At 32.3% G+C, this 19,340-nt stretch carries 22 protein-coding genes; 8 read left to right on the top strand and 14 right to left on the bottom strand.

All coding sequences use genetic code 11. The features are described 5' to 3' along the window. The first annotated feature begins 76 nt into the window (after positions 1–76). Both H0I32_RS07135 and H0I32_RS07130 read left to right on the top strand, forming a co-directional pair. On the top strand, positions 77–223 hold the full coding sequence (locus H0I32_RS07135) for a hypothetical protein (protein WP_173589452.1): 147 nt from the start codon (positions 77–79) through the stop codon (positions 221–223). Further along, complete coding sequence (locus H0I32_RS07130; RefSeq protein ID WP_179312384.1) at positions 207–2,738, top strand: alkaline phosphatase family protein; 2,532 nt, start codon at positions 207–209, stop codon at positions 2,736–2,738. Before H0I32_RS07135 ends, H0I32_RS07130 begins: the two co-directional genes overlap by 17 nt. Positions 2,739–2,791: 53 nt before the next feature. Here the strand turns inward: H0I32_RS07130 and H0I32_RS07125 are convergent, their stop codons facing one another. The 6 genes from H0I32_RS07125 to metG all read right to left on the bottom strand — a co-directional run bounded on the left by H0I32_RS07125 (position 2,792) and on the right by metG (position 9,180). After that, on the bottom strand, positions 2,792–3,613 hold the full coding sequence (locus H0I32_RS07125) for a T9SS type A sorting domain-containing protein (protein ID WP_218747119.1): 822 nt from the start codon (positions 3,611–3,613) through the stop codon (positions 2,792–2,794). A 563-nt stretch (positions 3,614–4,176) separates the two neighbouring features. Next, entirely contained in the window at positions 4,177–4,320 is a 144-nt protein-coding gene (locus H0I32_RS07120; protein ID WP_218747118.1) for a hypothetical protein, read from the bottom strand. 146 nt (positions 4,321–4,466) lie between these two features. After that, the gene (locus tag H0I32_RS07115; RefSeq protein ID WP_218747117.1) at positions 4,467–5,297 is read right to left on the bottom strand and encodes a T9SS type A sorting domain-containing protein; all 831 of its coding nucleotides are present in this window, start codon (positions 5,295–5,297) and stop codon (positions 4,467–4,469) included. A gap of 381 nt (positions 5,298–5,678) precedes the next feature. Further along, complete coding sequence (locus H0I32_RS07110) at positions 5,679–6,380, bottom strand: OmpA family protein (RefSeq protein WP_179312387.1); 702 nt, start codon at positions 6,378–6,380, stop codon at positions 5,679–5,681. Between the two features lie 73 nt (positions 6,381–6,453). After that, the gene (locus H0I32_RS07105) at positions 6,454–6,924 is read right to left on the bottom strand and encodes a lipocalin family protein (protein ID WP_179312389.1); all 471 of its coding nucleotides are present in this window, start codon (positions 6,922–6,924) and stop codon (positions 6,454–6,456) included. A 171-nt stretch (positions 6,925–7,095) separates the two neighbouring features. Next, positions 7,096–9,180 (bottom strand): methionine--tRNA ligase, encoded by a 2,085-nt coding sequence (metG, locus tag H0I32_RS07100; protein ID WP_179312391.1) that lies wholly within the window; start codon positions 9,178–9,180, stop codon positions 7,096–7,098. Between the two features lie 49 nt (positions 9,181–9,229). Between metG and H0I32_RS07095 the strand changes: the two genes are divergently transcribed. Beyond that, positions 9,230–10,255, top strand: coding sequence for an LD-carboxypeptidase (locus H0I32_RS07095; RefSeq protein ID WP_246293551.1), 1,026 nt, complete (start codon positions 9,230–9,232; stop codon positions 10,253–10,255). Here H0I32_RS07095 and H0I32_RS07090 read toward each other — a convergent pair. Both H0I32_RS07090 and H0I32_RS07085 read right to left on the bottom strand, forming a co-directional pair. After that, positions 10,247–10,600, bottom strand: a complete 354-nt coding sequence (locus tag H0I32_RS07090; RefSeq protein WP_173589458.1) for a hypothetical protein — start codon at positions 10,598–10,600, stop codon at positions 10,247–10,249. The two genes, H0I32_RS07095 and H0I32_RS07090, sit on opposite strands and share 9 nt — an antisense overlap. A 54-nt stretch (positions 10,601–10,654) precedes the next feature. Continuing rightward, positions 10,655–10,957, bottom strand: coding sequence for a hypothetical protein (locus H0I32_RS07085; RefSeq protein ID WP_179312393.1), 303 nt, complete (start codon positions 10,955–10,957; stop codon positions 10,655–10,657). A gap of 181 nt (positions 10,958–11,138) precedes the next feature. Here H0I32_RS07085 and H0I32_RS07080 point away from each other — a divergent pair, with 181 nt between their 5' ends. Continuing rightward, positions 11,139–11,498: a YraN family protein gene (locus tag H0I32_RS07080; protein ID WP_173589460.1), complete on the top strand. Its 360-nt coding sequence runs from the start codon at positions 11,139–11,141 to the stop codon at positions 11,496–11,498. A 31-nt stretch (positions 11,499–11,529) separates the two neighbouring features. On the opposite strand, the gene nadD is transcribed toward H0I32_RS07080, so the two are convergent. From nadD to H0I32_RS07065, 3 genes are read right to left on the bottom strand one after another with little or no spacing between them, the layout of a single operon-like run. After that, positions 11,530–12,108: a nicotinate (nicotinamide) nucleotide adenylyltransferase gene (gene nadD / locus H0I32_RS07075; RefSeq protein ID WP_179312395.1), complete on the bottom strand. Its 579-nt coding sequence runs from the start codon at positions 12,106–12,108 to the stop codon at positions 11,530–11,532. A gap of 2 nt (positions 12,109–12,110) precedes the next feature. After that, positions 12,111–12,701: a guanylate kinase gene (gene gmk, locus H0I32_RS07070; protein WP_179312397.1), complete on the bottom strand. Its 591-nt coding sequence runs from the start codon at positions 12,699–12,701 to the stop codon at positions 12,111–12,113. 27 nt (positions 12,702–12,728) lie between these two features. Beyond that, the gene (locus H0I32_RS07065) at positions 12,729–13,586 is read right to left on the bottom strand and encodes a YicC/YloC family endoribonuclease (RefSeq protein ID WP_179312399.1); all 858 of its coding nucleotides are present in this window, start codon (positions 13,584–13,586) and stop codon (positions 12,729–12,731) included. Between the two features lie 133 nt (positions 13,587–13,719). Between H0I32_RS07065 and H0I32_RS07060 the strand changes: the two genes are divergently transcribed. Beyond that, positions 13,720–14,199, top strand: a complete 480-nt coding sequence (locus H0I32_RS07060) for an acyl-CoA thioesterase (RefSeq protein ID WP_179312401.1) — start codon at positions 13,720–13,722, stop codon at positions 14,197–14,199. 61 nt (positions 14,200–14,260) lie between these two features. Here the strand turns inward: H0I32_RS07060 and H0I32_RS07055 are convergent, their stop codons facing one another. Continuing rightward, positions 14,261–15,394, bottom strand: a complete 1,134-nt coding sequence (locus tag H0I32_RS07055; RefSeq protein WP_179312403.1) for a hypothetical protein — start codon at positions 15,392–15,394, stop codon at positions 14,261–14,263. A 57-nt stretch (positions 15,395–15,451) separates the two neighbouring features. Then, on the bottom strand, positions 15,452–15,805 hold the full coding sequence (locus H0I32_RS07050; RefSeq protein WP_179312405.1) for an arsenate reductase family protein: 354 nt from the start codon (positions 15,803–15,805) through the stop codon (positions 15,452–15,454). Positions 15,806–15,888: 83 nt separating this feature from the next. Between H0I32_RS07050 and H0I32_RS18070 the strand changes: the two genes are divergently transcribed. Continuing rightward, complete coding sequence (locus H0I32_RS18070; protein ID WP_246293552.1) at positions 15,889–16,077, top strand: DinB family protein; 189 nt, start codon at positions 15,889–15,891, stop codon at positions 16,075–16,077. A gap of 4 nt (positions 16,078–16,081) precedes the next feature. Next, positions 16,082–17,329, top strand: a complete 1,248-nt coding sequence (locus H0I32_RS07040) for a cation:proton antiporter (protein ID WP_173589467.1) — start codon at positions 16,082–16,084, stop codon at positions 17,327–17,329. Here H0I32_RS07040 and H0I32_RS07035 read toward each other — a convergent pair. After that, a complete protein-coding gene (locus tag H0I32_RS07035) occupies positions 17,326–18,045 on the bottom strand; it encodes a DUF3298 and DUF4163 domain-containing protein (protein WP_179312407.1) in 720 nt (239 codons plus the stop codon). The genes H0I32_RS07040 and H0I32_RS07035 overlap by 4 nt on opposite strands. Before the next feature lie 147 nt (positions 18,046–18,192). On the opposite strand from H0I32_RS07035, the gene H0I32_RS07030 reads away from it, so the two are divergent. Further along, entirely contained in the window at positions 18,193–19,335 is a 1,143-nt protein-coding gene (locus H0I32_RS07030; RefSeq protein WP_179312409.1) for a cystathionine gamma-synthase, read from the top strand. The last annotated feature ends 5 nt before the right edge of the window (positions 19,336–19,340 follow it).

Below are 19,340 nucleotides of genomic sequence, written 5' to 3'. Positions count from 1 at the left end.
GTTTTTAAGAATAAGTAAACCTAATTTATTTAAATTTAATGCTTATTCTATTTCTACAAAATTATTAAAAATACTTATGGGTAAAGAATTACAGAAACTCCCTTATACTATTACCGAAAAAGGATCGCTAGGTATCCTTGCATTAGGTGATATAGGATTGAGAGCATGGAGAAAAGTAAAGAACGAAGCACAACAAAAGAGGAAAAATGAAGAAAAAAAGTAAAGTGCTATTAATTGGTTGGGATGCTGCGGATTGGAAAATTATAGGACCATTATTAGCAAAAGGACAAATGCCTTCCTTAAAAAAACTTATTGACAAAGGTGTTTATGGTAATATGGCAACAATGAATCCACCATACTCCCCTATGCTTTGGTCTACCGTTGCAACAGGGAAAACACCAGACAAACATGGAGTTTTAGGGTTTTTAGAGTTAATGCCAGATTTAAAAGGGGTTAGGCCTGTAACTGTAAAATCAAGAAAATCTAGAGCATTATGGAATATTTTTCATAATCAAGGTTTAAAAAGTAATCTAGTAGGTTGGTGGCCAAGTTTTCCTGCCGAACCTATAAATGGCGTGGTGGTTACTGATAAATTTCAGAAGGTTAATATCAATCCCAATAAAAAAAGTCCTATTGTAGAAGGTACAATTCACCCAGAAAGTTTGGTGGAAAGTTTGCATGATTTACGTGTGCATCCTTCTGAAATAACCGAAGCCCATATTTTACCTTTTATACCTAAAGCAGGAGAAATAGACCAAGATAAAGACCAAAGTTTACAAACGTTTTCTAAAATTATGGCTGAAAATGTGTCTTTACACGCAGCTGCTACTAATTTAATGCGGACTACCGATTGGGATTTTATGGGGGTTTATTATGATTTTATAGATCATTTTTGTCATGCATTTATGAAATTTCATCCACCTAAATTAGGGCCTATTCCTAAAAAAATATTTGAACTTTATAACGATTGTGTTTTAAGTGCTTACCGATTTCAGGATATGATGTTGGGGAGAATGTTAGAGTTAACAGATGATGATACTACCATTATTGTAATGTCTGATCATGGCTATGAATCTGGTAATAAACGTATTCTTGAAATGCCAAAATATCAAGCCGCTCCTTCTTTAGAGCATCGGCAATTTGGAATGTTTGTTGCAGCAGGACCCAATATAAAGAAGAATGAAAAGATTTTTGGATTAGGTCTTGTAGATGTTGCGCCTACTATTTTGCATATGTTCAATTTGCCTATCGGTAAAGATATGGATGGTAAAATTGCTTTAGATATTTTTGAAAATATAAAACCACCTAAATTTATAGACAGTTGGGAAACGGTTGCAGGTGATTTTGGAGAACATTCAAAAAATCATAATACGGATTCCTTAAGTGATCAGGAAGCAATGCAACAATTAATTGATTTAGGCTACATTGATCGTCCTGATGAAAAACTAGAGGTTTCTATTTTGAAGACAAAATGCGATTTAAAACATAATCTCGCACGTGTTTATCTAGGTAAAAAAGATTATGAAAATGCAAAATTGATATTGTTAGAACTAATTGAAGAAAAGGAACCTGTAGATGTTATTCCGTATTACATGGATTTATTGACAATTAGTATTAATGAAGAGGAATTTGATAAAGCAGAAATCTATCTTAATGAATTAAGAGTCAGGGAAAAGAAGTTTGAAATTAACACCTATTTTTCTGAAGCTAAAATTTTATTATCAAAAAATAAGGTGAATGCAGCGCTTGAGCTTTTAGTTAAAGCAAAAAACAACAAGCCTAATGGCGAAGTTTGGTTTCAAATAGGAAAAATATATACGCGCTTAGATCAGTTAGAGGATGCTAAAGCTGCTTTTGAAAATGCGCTTACGTTTGAAATTGATAATGCGCATTATCACCAAGCATTTGCTGTGGTATTAATAAGACTTGAGGATTATGAAGAAGCGGCAGAACATGCACTTACGGCTATTGAATTGATAAAATATTTTCCAGATGCACATTATACATTAGGAGAAGCGCTTGAGAAATTGGGAGATACTGAAAATGCAAAAAAAGCGTATGAAACGGCTGCTAAACTAAAAGTTAAAACGTACCATAGAGCAGAAAAGGCTATAGAGAATATTCAAGATAAAATAACAGATTCAATAGCGTTTAAAGATAAAAGCGATTTTAAGTATCGAAAAGATCAAATTGTAATAGTCTCTGGTTTGCCAAGGTCAGGAACTTCTTTAATGATGCAAATGCTTGATAAAGGAGGGATAAATGCTTTAACGGATACCAATAGAAAAGCTGATGCTTCTAACCCAAAGGGCTATTTAGAGTATGCACCCGTAATGGCTTTACACCATGACAATAGTTGGCTCGGTGAGGCACAAAATAAGTCCTTAAAAGTGGTTGCTCCTTTACTTAAATTTTTAGATCCTAAGTATCGCTACAAAGTTGTTTTTATGACTAGAGATTTAAATGAAGTTATAAAATCGCAACAAAAAATGATTGGAAAAGATGTAGATGTATTTCCAGTAAAATTATATGAAACCTATAAAAAACATTTAAAGCAAGTAGAAACATGGAAAGATAGAGAGCCAAGTGTGGAACTTATTTATGTAGATTATAAAGAGGCATTATATGATACGGTGGATGTAGTGAAAAAAGTAATTTCCTTTATTGGTGAAGAAGCTATGAATGAAGAGCAAATGAAGTCTTGCGTTGATAAGACGTTATATAGAAATAAGGTATAAAACAAAAAAAGCGTTTACTATTTAAGGTAAACGCTTTTACTTATATGTTTTGTTTAAAGTACAAGTTTCTTTTTTAAAGTAGCTTTTGTGTTAGAATCTGTTAACTCTAGTATGTAGATTCCTGTAGCTAAGGAGTTGGCTTCAATAATAAAATCATCACTAGTAGTTAAGCCGTCCATAACTTGTTTACCAGTCATATTAATTAATCGGTAATTAGTAGCTTCTGTTAAATTATATAACCCTATGCTTTTGTTTAGTGTTACAATTTTAATATCATTTAAAACACTATCTTCTATGGATAAAGTTTGTTGTCCTGCGGTAATTGGAGTATCTGGAGTATCATGATAAGCAAAATCTTTAACGGTCCAAACACTACCATCACCATCTACATCAAGGCGAGCCCATCCATAATGTGTGTTTCCAGCAATATTAAATCGTAGTCCTAAGTATCCATCGGTAATAGAGCACCAATTTCCAAAACTGCACGAGCCAAAATTTAAAGATTGAAATCCGGATGAAAATCCATTGTTACTCCAACTACTAGCACCACTTGAAATGGCTGCTCCATTACTCAACGCAAAAGGATATCTAAAATCAATACCGCCAGATCCTAAAACTTCATTACTTGCAGTTAAGGGTTCGATAAATAAATTAGCGGAACCAAATAACCCTGATTCACTATTTATTTGAAAGTCATTAGTTCCATTGTTATCTATATCCAATTGGAAAGTGTCACCAACTCCGCCTGTGAAGTCTGTAATATCATTATAAATAATAGATTGCCCATTAATATCATTAACACCAACAATGGCAGCTGTTAAAGCACCGTATTTAGCTAGTTGTTTAGATAATTTTAAAGAAGTAGTTTTTTTCATATTTATAATGTATTAAGTTTTTTAGCAAATTACATTATTTTTAAAAAATAGACACTAATAGCTGTTTTAATTTGTTTTTTTAGGTATATTTTTTAAATTTATCTTATTTAATTGTTGTTTTTTTTTGATTTTCATTAAAAAATATGCTTCTAATTATGAATCCGTTTATTGAAACCATGTTAATATTAATTGAAATAAGAGATAATGAGGGTTCTGGTTCTAAAAAGATTAAATAGTTTATTTTGTGTTGCTACGGAATTTAAAATTTTTTATAAAAAAATGAGTTTTTATTTTAGTTGTAAATTCTAAAATAAAACGCATAAATTATAATAAAGCAGGTATGCTATTGCAACTAATTTAGTTGTAAAATATAATTTTGTTATTAATTCGCATTCGCTTCTTTTTTAGCAGCATTAACCATAGCTTCATTAGGTACAATGGCAATGTTTACACGTCTGTTTTTAGAATGGCCATCTGTAGTACTATTATCGTAGATAGGTTGTTCTTCTTCAAACTAATGTGTTGTAAATCTGTCTTTACCTAAGCCTTTACTTATTAAATGATTAGTTTTCAACTTCTGCTCTATTTTTATATAAGGTTATGTTATAAGCATGGTTACCAGAGCTATCTGTATGGTCAACAACTAAAGTATTAGCCAAACTATTCAGCATTTCTTGAGATTTGGTGTTACAACTTCTCAGTATCAAAATAAACACTGTTTTGCTCATCAAAAGTTAACACAATTCCATCATCCACATGTTCTACCATTGCTCCAGGAATTTCTTCTTCAATTGTTGGGTTTGCTTATCCATTATTATTGCCAATAAGTATTCCAATTCCACCTCTTTTTTGTTTATAATATAATTTTCTTTTTTAAAGTAGCTTTTGTGTTAGAATCTGTTAACTCTAGTATGTAGATTCCTGTAGCTAAGGAGTTGGCTTCAATAATAAAATCATCACTAGTAGTTAAGCCGTCCATAACTTGTTTACCAGTCATATTAATTAATCGGTAATTAGTAGCTTCTGTTAAATTATATAACCCTATGCTTTTGTTTAGTGTTACAATTTTAATATCATTTAAAACACTATCATCTATGGATAAAGTTTGTTGTCCTGCGGTAATTGGAGTATCTGGAGTATCATGATAAGCAAAATCTTTAACGGTCCAAACACTACCATCACCATCTACATCAAGGCGTGCCCATCCATAATGTGTGTTTCCAGCAATGTTAAATCGTAGACCTAAGTATCCATCGGTAACAGAGCACCAATTTCCAAAATCGCACGAACCATAATTTAATGATTGAAATCCGGAAGAAAAGCCATTGTTAAACCAACTATTAGCTCCACTAGAAATGGCTGCTCCATTACTCAAAGCAAATGGATATGCGAAAGTAGCACCACCAGATCCTAAAACTTCATTACTTGCTGTTAAGGGCTCTATAAATAAATTTATATAAGAAGAAGAAGAGCTTACTCTTACTTCACTATTTATTTGAAAGTCATTAGTTCCATTGTTATCTATATCCAATTGAAAAATGTCACCAACTCCTCCTGTGAAGTCTGTAATATCATTATAAATAATAGATTGCCCATTAATATCATTAACACCAACAATGGCAGCTGTTAAAGCACCGTATTTAGCTAGTTGTTTAGATAATTTTAAAGAAGTAGTTTTTTTCATATTTATAATGTATTAAGTTTTTAGCAAATTACATTATTTTTAAAAAAAACACATGAATAGCTGTTTTGATTTGTTTTTTTAGTATATTTTTTAAGCTTATCTTATTTAATTGTTGGTTTTTTTTGATTTTCATTAAAAAATATGCTTCTAATTATGAATCCGTTTATTGAAACCATGTTAATATTAATTGAAATAAGAGATAATGAGGGTTCTGGTTCTTAAAAGATTAAATAGTTTCTTTTGTGTTGCTACGGAATTTAAAATTTTTTATAAAAAAAATGCGTTTTTATTTTAGTTGTAAATTCTAAAATAAAACGCATAAATTATAATAAAGCAGGTATGCTATTGCAACTAATTTAGTTGTAAAATATAATTTTGTTATTAATTCGCATTCGCTTCTTTTTTAGCAGCATTAACCATAGCTTCATTAGGTACAATGGCAATGTTTACACGTCTGTTTTTAGAACGTCCTTCTGCGGTACTATTGTCGTTTGTAGGTTGTTCTTCACCATACCAGTGTGTTGTAAATCGTCCACTACTTAAATCTTTTCCAGTTAGGTAATTGGTTACAGCTTCAGCTCTATTTTTAGATAAAGTCATATTGTAATCAGCATTACCAGAGCTATCTGTATGACCAACAACTAAAATGTTGGTATCTGGATATTCTGAAAACACACGCGCTAATTTATTAAGTGTTTCTTGGGATTTTTCGTTAATATTATATTTTTCGGTTGCAAAATAAACACCGCTTTGCTCATCAAAAGTTAATACAATTCCATCATCCACACGTTCTACTGTTGCTCCAGGAATTTCTTCTTCAATTTTTTGGGCTTGCTTATCCATTTTATTACCAATAAGCACTCCAGCTCCACCACCAACTACACCTCCAATAACAGCACCTAATTCGCTGTTATTACCGTTGCCTACATTATTTCCTATAATGGCACCTAAAAGGGCACCGCCTGCAGCACCAATTACACCTCCTTTTTGTTTGTTGTTTGCATTATCTACAGCCTTACAACCTGTAATTAGTACGAAAACTAATGATAAGGTTAAGGCTATATTCGATTTATAATTTTTCATGTGTTTATCTTTTTTTATGATTGATGTTCATTATCATTGTTTCTTTTAATGATAATTTTTTGAACATTTTGTTTTATGCTTTTGTGAAATTCATGGTAATGGTAATGGGTTTTCCATCTAGAGTCAATACTTGTTCCCATTGCATTGAAGTTTCAGAAAGTGCTGTTAAATCCATTCGGTAGCCTATATTGGTTTCCGATTTTCCTTTTTTAGTAGTGGGTTTTAATAGGAAATTATACAAGCCAGTATCCTCATCAACCTCGTCTATTGTAAACGAGAAATTACGTTGATCTGTATCGCAGTTCATTCCAGACAGTGTATAAGTTCCGGTATTGTTATTGGGTATAAATTGCCATTTACTATTTTCGAAACAGGCTTTTTCAGCATCGTTAAGAAGCGTGATTTTAAAATCTCCAATAGCAGAATATTTTACGGATGTTAATGACCAATCTCCTTTAATTGTTTTTTTGGATTGACGTACTGTTTTTGATGTGCCACAAGCCAAAAAACAGACTGTTAAGCACAATATTGCTAGTTTTTTCATAGTCTTTTAAATAATGATTTTGGTCAAAATTAGTTTAAAGACAAAGGTTTTCTTACTTGTAAAGAAAAAAATATTGATGCATTAGCAAAAATAGGAATATAAAAATAGGTTCCATTTTGTAGTCTTTACAAAATGAAACCTATATAAATTTAATACCTATGGTAAATGTAATTAGCTTATTTGAAGTCCATTATTTACACCATCGGTGTCTGGATTAACAAAGACTAAATTTCCACCTTCGTCTTCGGTCATTAAAATCATTCCTTGACTTTCTACACCTCTTAATTTTCGAGGTGCTAAGTTCACTAAAACAGTAACGCGTTTGCCAATAACATCTTCTGGTGAAAAGCTTTCGGCAATTCCAGAAACAATAGTTCGTTTATCAATACCTGTATCTACTTTTAAGACTAAAAGTTTTTTGGTTTTAGGCATTTTTTCAGCTTCAATAATGGTTCCGACACGTAAATCTAATTTTGTAAAATCTTCAAATACAATTTCGTCTTTTTGTGGCTCAATCACTTTATTTGCTGCTTCGTTCGCTTTTTTGCTAGCAATTAATTTTTCTAATTGCGCTTCTATTTGTTCGTCTTCAATTTTAGAGAATAACAATTCTGCTTTTCCTATGTGATGTAATTCAGGAATAAGAATGTCTTTAGTAGAAACATCTTCCCAACCATTGTCATTCATGTTTAAAATACCTTTTAACTTATCTGAAGTAAATGGTAAAAAGGGCTCGGATAAAACAGCTAAAGCAGAAGCAATTTGTAAAGCCACAAACATTACGGTTTTGGTACGTGCTTCGTCTGTTTTAATAGTTTTCCAAGGTTCTTCGTCTGCTAAGTATTTATTTCCTAGTCGTGCTAAGTTCATTAATTCCTGGCTCGCTTCTCTAAAACGGTAACGTTCAATTGAGCTAGAAATTACAGCAGGATATGCTTTTACAGCAGCCAAAGTTTCTTCGTCAATTTCTAAATAATCAGAAGGTGCAGGAATAATGCCATCGTAATATTTATTACTTAAAACAACCACGCGATTAATAAAGTTTCCGAAGATTGCTACCAATTCATTATTATTTCTTGCCTGAAAATCTTTCCAAGTGAAATCGTTATCCTTAGTTTCTGGCGCGTTTGCCGTTAATGCATAACGCAATACATCTTGCTGATTTGGGAAATCTATTAAATAATCTGGTAACCAAACGGCCCAATTTTTAGAAGTCGATAATTTTTGACTTTCTAAGTTTAAAAACTCATTTGCAGGGACATTTTCGGGTAAAATATAAGAGCCTTCAGCTTTTAACATAGAAGGGAAAATGATACAGTGAAATACAATATTATCTTTTCCTATAAAATGCACCAATTTAGTGTCTTCGTCTTTCCAGTAATCTTCCCAGTTTTTACCTTCGCGTTCTGCCCATTCTTTGGTAGAAGAGATGTACCCAATAGGAGCATCGAACCAAACATAAAGGACTTTTCCTTCGCCACCTTCAACAGGTACCGGAATTCCCCAGTCTAAATCTCTAGTTACGGCACGTGGACGTAAACCATCATCGATCCAAGATTTAACCTGACCGTAAACATTAGGTTTCCAGTCTTTTTTATGCCCTTTTAAAATCCATTCACGAAGAAATTCTTCATGCTTATTTAAAGGTAAGAACCAGTGCTTAGTTTCTTTTAAACTTGGTACATTTCCTGTTATTGCTGATTTAGGGTTTATTAAATCCGTAGCATTTAAACTCGATCCACAGCTTTCACATTGATCACCATAAGCTTCTTCATTCCCACACTTAGGGCAAGTTCCTGTTACAAAACGGTCTGCTAAAAACTGATTGGCTTCTGCATCGTATAATTGTTCAGTAACCTCTTCTACAAACTCATTTTTGTTGTAAAGTGTTTTAAAGAACTCTTGAGCTGTATCATGGTGGATTTTAGCAGAGGTACGTGAGTAATTGTCAAATGAAATACCAAAATCTAGAAAAGATTGTTTGATAATAGCATGATATTTATCCACAATATCCTGTGGTGTTACGCCTTCTTTTTTTGCTTTAATGGTGATGGGCACACCATGCTCGTCACTTCCGCAAATAAAGGCAACATCATTACCTGTTAATCTTAAGTATCTAGAATAAATATCGGCAGGCACATAAACACCGGCTAAATGACCAATATGTATTGGGCCGTTGGTATAGGGTAATGCTGCTGTTATGGTATATCTTTTAGACATGTTTTTCTTGTTTTTTGAAGCTACAAAAGTACGCAATATATAAGGGATTTAGAAAAAAAATGTACTTTTACCAAAAGCAGAATTTATGACTTTTAGACCACACTTAATGGCTCTTGTTTTTGTCGTTATTTTAATGACATCATCGAAAATACAAGCCCAAATAGAAACTAATAAATCTATTGAAATGACTTCAGAATTAATTCAACCACCATATTTAAAAGCAGGAGATACAGTTGCTATTGTAGCGCCCTCTGGAATTTTAAAAAATAGAGAAGGTGAAGTACAACATGCGATACAACTTTTAAAAAGTTGGGGATTACATGCCGTTGTTGGAGAACATGTGTTTAGTAAAGCCAATCATTTTGCGGGAACCGATGATGAACGTTGTGCCGATTTACAAAAAGCTATGGACGATCCTAAAATTAGTGCGATTTGGTGTGCCCGTGGTGGTTATGGAACGGTTCGTATTTTAGATAAGTTGAATTATACCAAATTTAAAGAAAACCCTAAATGGCTTATTGGCTATTCAGATATAACAGCTTTGCACAATCAAATGCATAAGGAAGGTTTTCAGTCGTTACATGCTTTAATGTGTGTGAGTTTACCAAACGATATAAGCACCATTAAAGAAACAGTTGCTACATTTAAATCTACCATTTTTGGTCAGCCTGTAGATTATACTTTAAAAGGCTCGGAATATAATAGGGTAGGCGAAGCATCGGGTGAATTAATAGGAGGGAATCTTACCATTTTACATACCATGTTAGGTTCTGAAGAAAGTTTAGATACGGATGGTAAAATTCTTTTTATTGAAGAAATAGGAGAATATAAATATCATGTAGATCGTATGTTACAAAGTATGAAACGTGCGGGTTACTTTGATAATTTAAGCGGACTTGTAGTTGGTGACATGACGAGAATGCGAAAAAACACAACGCTTTGGGGAACTTCTGTAGAGCAGTTGATTTTAGATGCTTTATCGGAATATGATTTTCCGATTACGTTTCATATGCCTGCGGGTCACGAAAAAGACAATCGTGCGTTGATATTAGGAAAAGAAGTAAAATTAGTTGTGGGTAAAGGACAGTCGACTATAAAATATTTAAAATAACTTTTTTTGAAATTTATAAAATAAAAACGCGCCTAAAAAATAGAGTACAACATCTATAAGGTCACTTGTATAACGTGCGTTTGTTTTTGGTAGGAATACTTCAAAATACAAAGCGAAAAAAGTGGTTAATAGCATAATGATTACTAATGGCACGTAAAGTATTTCTGTTTTTTTATAGATGCGTAAAACAGCCAAGCATAGACTTAAGACAATAGGCATACATAGAAAGTCATTCACGTAAAAATAGATCCAATTTGGTAGCGGTGTTTCAAATCGATTTGCAATATAGATAGCAGAAGCGATGCCAATACTGATTAAGAATAAAGGCTGTTTTAATATTTTCAAAGTCTTATTGTTTTCTAAAGCTCACACAGAATTTATTTAATCATTTCTTGATCTTTATGCTGCAATTGCTGTAATGAGCCAAGCGATAAATACACCAATAGCCATAAAACCTAGCCAAATAGAATGTGTGATTTTCACAAAAACGCGCACGATTAAAAATTTATGGTCTTTGTACTTTTCATAGAAAGAAGGGGAAGCTTCATTTTGAAGACGTTCGCGTTCTAAACGGTCTTTTTTGTCTTGAGCAAAGGTTAATTCGCGTCTTTTTTTATAAGACAAAAGCGTATTACATTGGGTACAATATTCTTCATTTGTATTGTAGACACCACAATTAGGACACTTAACATGACTCGCCATTTTATCAATTTTGAAATTAAATTAAAGATAGGACTAATTGTATTATTTTATGTGCTTGAAAGAAAGAGGTTTTGACTCAAACTATTTAATTGCTTATCTTTAAGAACATATAAGCGTAGTACAAGGTTTTAATTTTGAATCTAAAATTTGCGAAATTTAGATTCTTACTTTCTCAGGAATAATGGCAGAACACAATGAACTTGGTCAACTAGGAGAGCAATTGGCAACGGATTATCTTATTAAAAAAGGATATGAAATTGTGGAGCGAAATTATGTGTTTCAAAAAGCAGAGATAGATATTATAGCAAAACACAATGGTTTTATGGTTTGTGTAGAGGTTAAAACTCGAAATTCTGATTTTTTTGGAGATCCACAAGAGTTTGTAACACCAAGTAAGATTAAGTTGTTGGTAAAAGCAATGGATGAATATATTACAAGCAATGCTATTGATCTAGAAACTCGTTTTGATATTACAGCCGTATTAAAGAATAAAACAACTGAAAAAATAACGCATTATGAAGATGCTTTTTATCATTTTTAATGGCTGTTATTCTGTTTAGAATGACATTATACTAACGATAAAACCCCATTTCATCTATAAGTTTCCAAACGTCATTAGGGAGCATTGGTCTAATATTGTTTCCTGCTTTAATTTCATTTCTAATAAAAGTAGAGGAAAGTTCCATAATTGGCGCTTCAACTTTTATAACCTTAGGATGATCTTTTAATTCGTTAACAACCTTGCCTTCCGATAATCTAGGATACACATAAATACTATGATTTTCTAAAATTATTTCGTTGTTTTTCCACTTATGAAAACTCTTTAAATTGTCTTCTCCCATAATGAGAGAAAACTCATAGTTTGGGTGTTTCTCAAAAAGATATGTTAAAGTGTCAATGGTATAGTTGGGTTGTTTTAATCCAAATTCTATATCACTCGGGCGTAGTTTATCATAGTCTTTTGTAGCCAAGTGAACCATATCTAAACGTTGGTAATTGTCTAGTAAGCTACTTTTCTTTTTAAAAGGACTTAAAGGCGTTACCACAAACCAAATTTCATCTAGATCGCTATGCTCAACTAAATGATTGGCAATAGTGAGATGCCCAATATGAATAGGGTTAAACGTACCAAAATATAAACCGACCTTCATTCTTATTTCGCTATAAAATCTGCAACTAGTTTATGAGCATTTGCTAAAGCTTCATCTAAATTAGAGTTGATGACAATTTCATCGAAAAGTGGAGCAGTTGCTAATTCTGCAGGTGCTTTAGAAACACGCATGCTTATTTTGTCTTCACTTTCTTCACCACGTTCTTTTAAGCGTCTTACCAATTCATTTAAATCTGGTGGCTTAACAAAAATAGCAATTGTTTGATCTGGAAATTTTCTTTTAATACGAAGTCCGCCTGAAACATCAATATCAAAAATAACGTGTTTTCCTTGTGCCCAAATACGAGCGATTTCAGTTTTTAAGGTACCATAGAAATTGTCTCTATAAACCTCTTCCCATTCTAGAAAATCATCGTTTTTTATTCGGTTTTTAAACTCTTCTAAAGATAAATAGTAGTAGTCTTTACCGTGAATTTCGTTACCGCGCTTTTCTCTAGATGTTGCTGAAATAGAAAACTCTAAATTTAGGTCTTGCTGTTTTAATAAATGACGAACTATGGTTGTTTTTCCAGATCCTGAAGGTGCTGAAAAGACGATAAGCTTGCCTTGTTTTTCGTTTTTAATGTCTGACAAAGTGTAATGTTTTTTTGCTTACTAATGTTAAAGAACATTTAATAGCTGTTCCTTAATTTTTTCAAGTTCATCTTTCATCTGAACTACTAATTTTTGCATTGGAGCATAATTAGATTTTGAACCGATGGTGTTAATTTCTCTTCCCATTTCTTGAGAAATAAATCCTAATTTTTTTCCGTTAGAATCCTCAGAATTTAAAGTTTTTATAAAATACTCTAAGTGATTATCTAAACGTACTTTTTCTTCGGTAATATCAAATTTTTCAATGTAATAAACCAATTCTTGTTCAAAACGGTTTTCATCTACTTTTTCTTTAAGGTCAGAAACGCCTTTTTCTAAACGCGCTCTTACACCTTCAATACGTTCTGGGTCTATGGCAATTACTTCTTCAAGTAAACGTTTTAAAGTTGCAACTCTTTCTGTAAAATCTTGGTTTAAGGTTGCGCCTTCATCTTTACGGTATTCTACGATATTGGCAATGGCCTTATTAATTTCGTCACTAATAAGTGTCCATTCATCTTCATCAATATCGTCACGCTCTGTAGTGATAGCATCTGGCATACGAATGGCCATTTTCAATAGCTCTGTAGCATCACCATCTACAACTTCTTTAAGTTGCTTAATGTATTCCTTAACTACGGTTTGGTTAATTTTTGAACTTGTGTCTTCGCCTGTGATTTCAACAAAAAGAGAAAAGTCGACTTTACCTCTAACAAGATGGTTTGCAATAAGTTTTCTTATTCCTAATTCTTTTGCTCTGTACATAGAAGGCATGCGAGCGTTGAGGTCTAAACTTTTACTATTTAAAGATTTTAATTCTATTGAAATCTTTTTTGTTGGGAGCTGAAGAACAGATTTCCCATAACCAGTCATGGATTGTATCATTAAAGCATTGCAATTAAAGTTGCGCAAAGGTACAAAATTGAATGGTTTTATTATTTGATTAAATAGTTTAGCGAGAATTAAGGCGAACTAATGTAGTTTTATAACTTTGTAATTCACAACAGAAACAAAATTTATGTACAAAAAACAGTTCGAAATTCGCTGGAGCGATGTAGATGCTAATGGTCATTTAGCAAATTCTGCCTACACCAATTTTATGAGTCATGCAAGGATGTCTTTCTTTACGGAGCAAGGTTTTTCCATGCCAGAAATTATGAAACATAATGTGGGTCCTGTAGTGTTCTATGAACATATGTATTATTTTAAAGAATCTTTTTTAGGCACTCCAATTACAGTTACAATTGAAGTTTCGGGTATTAGTGAAGATGGTATGTATTTTATGTTTGAACATAATTTTTACAACCATAAAGGAGACCATTTGGCGTATTGCGAAATGCAAGGTGGTTGGATAGATCTTAAGGCTAGAAAATTATCGGGTTTACCTGAGGTTTTGTTAGATTTAGCTCATAAATTTCCTAAATCAGACAGTTTTAAGGTATTAACAAAAGAAGATACGCGTAAGCATGGCGTGAGACCAAAGCCATTAAAAATGTAAGATTTCTTAATTTATAAATATAAAACCTATGCGATTTTTTATAATTTCATAGGTTTTGTTTTTACTTAAAAACCGAATGTTGCTTAAAAGATTTTATCTGCACATTTTTAATAAACGGTTTTAAAACTTGGTTAGGTAAATATCTTTTATGTTTGCAATAACAGGTTAAATCTTCGGGTTGTGCGCCAAGTGTGCTTTTTATTTCAGAAGCGGTTCTTCCTAGATTAATTTTTGTCGATTTTGTAGTAATTCCTAATCTAACGTAATCATTTAAAATACGAGGATAAATAGCAAATTCTTTATTTTTATCGTAGTCGATACCAATAAAATGGGCATCGAGATGTCTGTCGTTTTGCATTGCTGATAAAAAACCGACTAATTTTTGGTCTAGAAAATATCCTTTGACTATAAACTGGTCTTTAAAGGCTTTTTTAAGGTGAATGTAAGTTTCTAAATTTAGAATTTGAGCATTAAAATCAGCGTTAGCAATAGTATTTTGGTAAAGTTCTTGAAGCTCGTTTTTATGTTCTATAATATCTTCTTCAGTAAAAAGAAGCTCTTCTAAATTTTTACTTTTAGCATCTGCTCTATTGGCTTTAACGCGGTATTTCGATTTTAAAGCTTTAGTGTAATCTTCAAAAGAATACCATTCTGGTTTTAAAGTAATAATCATATTAGGCTCCACTTGCATGGCGGCGTAATCTAAAGTTTTAAGTTGGTTGGTTATAGGGAGCGATTCATTTTTAAAATCTTTAATAAAAGTTGCACTCAGCTTTTTTGTGTTTTTAGCCCGTAGTTTCACGCCATCAGCCAAAGCTTTAAAGGTTGAAATTTTATCCTCACCATCTTTTAAAAACGTACCATATTCACCACTTAAAAATACATTCCCGCAGAATAGAACTTTAATGTGATTATTACAAAACATGTTATTAACCGTACATCTCAATTTATTAGACATACTAATGTTTTTAGTGATGGTTTTAATACCGATGGTTACAATTTGCGTATTTGCAAAGGCAATGGCTTGCTTATTTTTTAAAATGAAAATATAATTAAAAGAAATATCTGTGTTGGCAGACTCAAAAGCTTTTAAAAACTCAGGTGAATAGTAAATATTGGTACAGCATTTAACGCTATCCCAATAAGATTGAGGAATAGCGTTTACCGTTGTAAAAACTTCAGATGTTATTTGCAAATTAGTTTCAATTTTTGATGAAGCTGATATTATTGTGAAAAAAGATTACACTTTGTTTTATCCGTGTATCGCTACTTTGGCAGCTTCTACAGTTTTTTTAGCATTACCGATAAAAATAGAATCTTTAAATAAAATTACAGGACGTTTTAAAAATGTATAATGTTCTAAAATGTAGTTTTTATAGTCTTCTTCCGTTAGAGATTTATTTTTTAAATCTAATTCTTTGTATAGCATAGCGCGTTTGCTAAATAAGCTTTCGTAGCTATCGGTTAAAGCTCGCATCTGTTCTATTTGCTCCTTTGTAATGGGTTCTTTCTTTATATCTTGAAGTTGAAAATCTTCAGGTAAATTAAGTTCCTTAATAATTCGGCTACAAGTGCTACAGCTGCTGAGGTAAAATATTTTATTCATAATAGTGAATTTCTAATTTTTCAAAATGCAAATTAACCTTAATTATAATGAAATTTAATTACATTTAAAAAAATTATCAATTTATGGATTGGACCTTCGGCATAACTCTTAAAACCAAAGAAGATTATACCAAAGGTGTTTTTAAAACCTATTATGAATATACGGTTGGCATGAAAAGTACATTGCATAATGTGGAAGAAGCCATTGAATTCAATAATTTTCATGAAGGTATGCATTTAGGTTATATTTTAGCACTCAGAAAATCACTATAGTTTTATGGATTACTATTCAATTACCACTATTTTAATCGTTTTGTCGGCTCTTTTTGGTTACATAAATGAGCGTTTTTTAAAACTACCAATCACTATTGGCTTAATGGTAATCACCATTGCGTTTACAGTGGTTGTCGTTGTTATTGGGCAATTTGATGATACATTGTTACTACAAGAAAAAGAATTTATCTCAATGATAGATTTTGAAACGGTCTTGCTTGATGTAATGCTAAGTTTCCTCTTGTTCGCAGGTGCTTTACATACTAATTTTAATCAGCTTAAAGTACAGCGATGGCCCATTTTAGCTTTTGCAACTTTAGGTGTTTTGGTCTCTACATTTTTAGTCGGAATTGCAATGTTTTATGTGCTGCAAATAATGGGTTTAAATATTGATTTTATTTACTGCTTGTTATTTGGTGCATTAATATCTCCAACAGATCCAATTGCGGTTTTGGGTATTTTGAAAAAAGCAGGAGCACCAAAAAAATTGGAAACTAAAATTGTTGGAGAATCATTGTTTAATGATGGTGTTGGTGTTGTGGTGTTTCTAACCATTTTTGCGATTGCAGCTAAACCAGATGCGGCTATTGAGTTATCAGATATCGCAACTTTATTTGGGCAAGAAGTTATAGGAGGAATTGTTTTAGGTTTATTGTTGGGGTGGATTACTTATCAACTCATGCGTTCTATTGATAGTTATGAAATTGAAGTTATTGTAACACTTGCGGCAGTAATGGGAGGAACAATGTTAGCACATCAATTTCATTTATCTGCACCTTTAGCTATGGTTACAGCAGGTTTAATTGTAGGTAATGATACGGTTCGTAATTCAGCCATGTCTGAAACAACAGAGCTTTATGTAGATAAATTTTGGGAACTTGTAGATGTTTTACTTAATACTATTTTGTTTGTAATGATAGGTATGGAAATGTTAGTTTTAACCTTAGATGGTAAATTTATCTATGCCGGTTTATTAGCGATACCTATTATATTAATGTGTCGTTATATTTCGTTATTTATACCCATAAAGTTTTTCTCAAGACGTTTAGATTTTGTGCCTAAAACAAACTTAATTATGACTTGGGGCGGATTACGAGGTGGAATCTCTATAGCATTAGCCTTAAGTTTAACTGAAAATATGCATAGAGAATTATTCCTCGTTATAACTTACGTTGTGGTTGTGGTGTCAATTATAGGTCAGGGTTTAACTGTTGGGCCTTTAATTAGACGATTAACACGCGGTAAAAATTAATGAAGTTTTAAATACGATTCTACTTTTTCAAACGGAATCATAAACTCTGTATAACCTAAATCATAAGAAGTAACTTCGTAAACGTTGTAAATTAATATTAAACCTTCTTCACTGAATCCTATGTTTTCTGGGAGTTGAAAAGGTTTTCCAAAGAAGAAATTTTCAATAGTAATGTTGTCGTCATCTTCTTTTAAAGAGGCTATAAATTCAGATTCGGAAAGCTTTGTAAAACCATCAATATCGTTGATTATTGCATTTATGTCTAAAACTTGACCTGTTTTAGTGTCAATGTTTAATAATTTTACCTGGTCATTACCATGAGCACCACCTTTAAATTCGTAAGTGCTAATTGCTATTGTAATAACATCTTCAGACTGGTAGGTTAATTCTGTTTCGATATTTAATTCCCATACTGGTTCAGTTACATCTGGGTAATCAGAGGTGAACTTTAAGTATTCATCATTAAAGTTTTTTAATACTGTTTCTAGATCAGAATCCTTGTCTGATGAATTTACAGTTTCAACTATTGCGTTTTCTATTGTTTTATTTACAGTTTCACTTAGCGCTTTATTCTTTTCAGCTTCGTCAAAAGCCACAGTGATATTAGCTTCGTATGCTGTATCAATATTGTGCGTCTTAAACTCTAATGGTTTTACCGCTTCGTCACAAGCACTAAAAAGTACTAAGACAATTATAAAAGGGAATATGTATTTCAAGGTCATTTTCGTTTTGTTAAACATGATATAAAGGTATTGTTTACTTTTTAATACAGCGAATTATCTTTTAATTTTGTGTGGCTTCATTCATTATTTTTTTAACTTGATTAAAAAGGTTGAAGCATTTAAAATTTTTAATATACAAGTATGAAATTCAATACAAAAACAATACATGGAGGTCAAGAGCTAGATGCAGCTTATGGTTCTGTAATGCCTCCTATTTATCAGACATCAACTTTTGCGCAATCTACACCTGGAGGTCACAAAGGGTTTGAATACGCGCGTTCTGGTAATCCTACGCGTCATGCTTTAGAGCAATCTTTAGCGAGTATTGAAAATGGGACTTATGGCTTAGCTTTTGGATCGGGATTAGCAGCGATAGATGCAATTTTAAAATTGTTAAAACCAGGTGATGAGGTGGTTTCTACAAGTGATTTATATGGAGGAACCTACAGGTTATTCACTAAGATATTTGAAGATTTTGGTATTGTTTTTCATCTCGTGAATATGAATAACGTTGAAGCTATTGAAGATTATATCAATTCTAATACAAAATTAATTTGGGTAGAAACGCCAACCAACCCAATGTTAAATATTATAGATATTAAAGGTGCTGCTAAAATTGCAAAAAAGCATAAAATATGGTTTGCTGTAGATAATACATTTGCTACGCCTTATTTACAACAGCCTTTAGATTTGGGGGCTGATATTGTAATGCACTCAGCGACCAAATATCTTGGTGGTCATAGTGATTTGGTAATGGGAGCTTTAATTGTTAAGGACAAAGATTTGGCAGACCGTTTATATTTTATTCAAAATGCAAGTGGTGCTATTTGTGGGCCTCAAGATGCTTTTTTGGCTTTAAGAGGAATAAAAACGTTGCATGTCCGTATGCAACGTCATTGTGAAAACGCTAAAGCTGTTGCTGAATATTTAGCGAATCATCCTAAAATTGAAAATGTGTATTGGCCAGGGTTTACAAATCACCCGAACCATAATATTGCAAAATTACAAATGAAAGGTTTTGGTGGTATGGTGTCATTTACTACCAAAGGAAATAACTATGAAGAAGCTATTAAGATTGTTGAGAACTTGAAGATTTTTACTTTAGCAGAATCTTTAGGTGGTGTAGAATCTTTAGCGGGGCATCCGGCAAGTATGACGCATGCTGGTGTTCCTAAGGCAGAACGTGAAAAAGCAGGTATTGTAGATTCTATGATTCGGTTAAGTGTAGGTATTGAAGATGAAGACGATTTGCTTAGTGATTTAGGGCAAGCTATCGGAAGTTAATTTCT

The sequence above is a fragment of the Winogradskyella sp. HaHa_3_26 genome (genome assembly GCF_019278425.1).
GTDB lineage: Bacteria > Bacteroidota > Bacteroidia > Flavobacteriales > Flavobacteriaceae > Winogradskyella > Winogradskyella undariae.
This window is presented reverse-complemented; position numbering and strand designations above follow the sequence as displayed.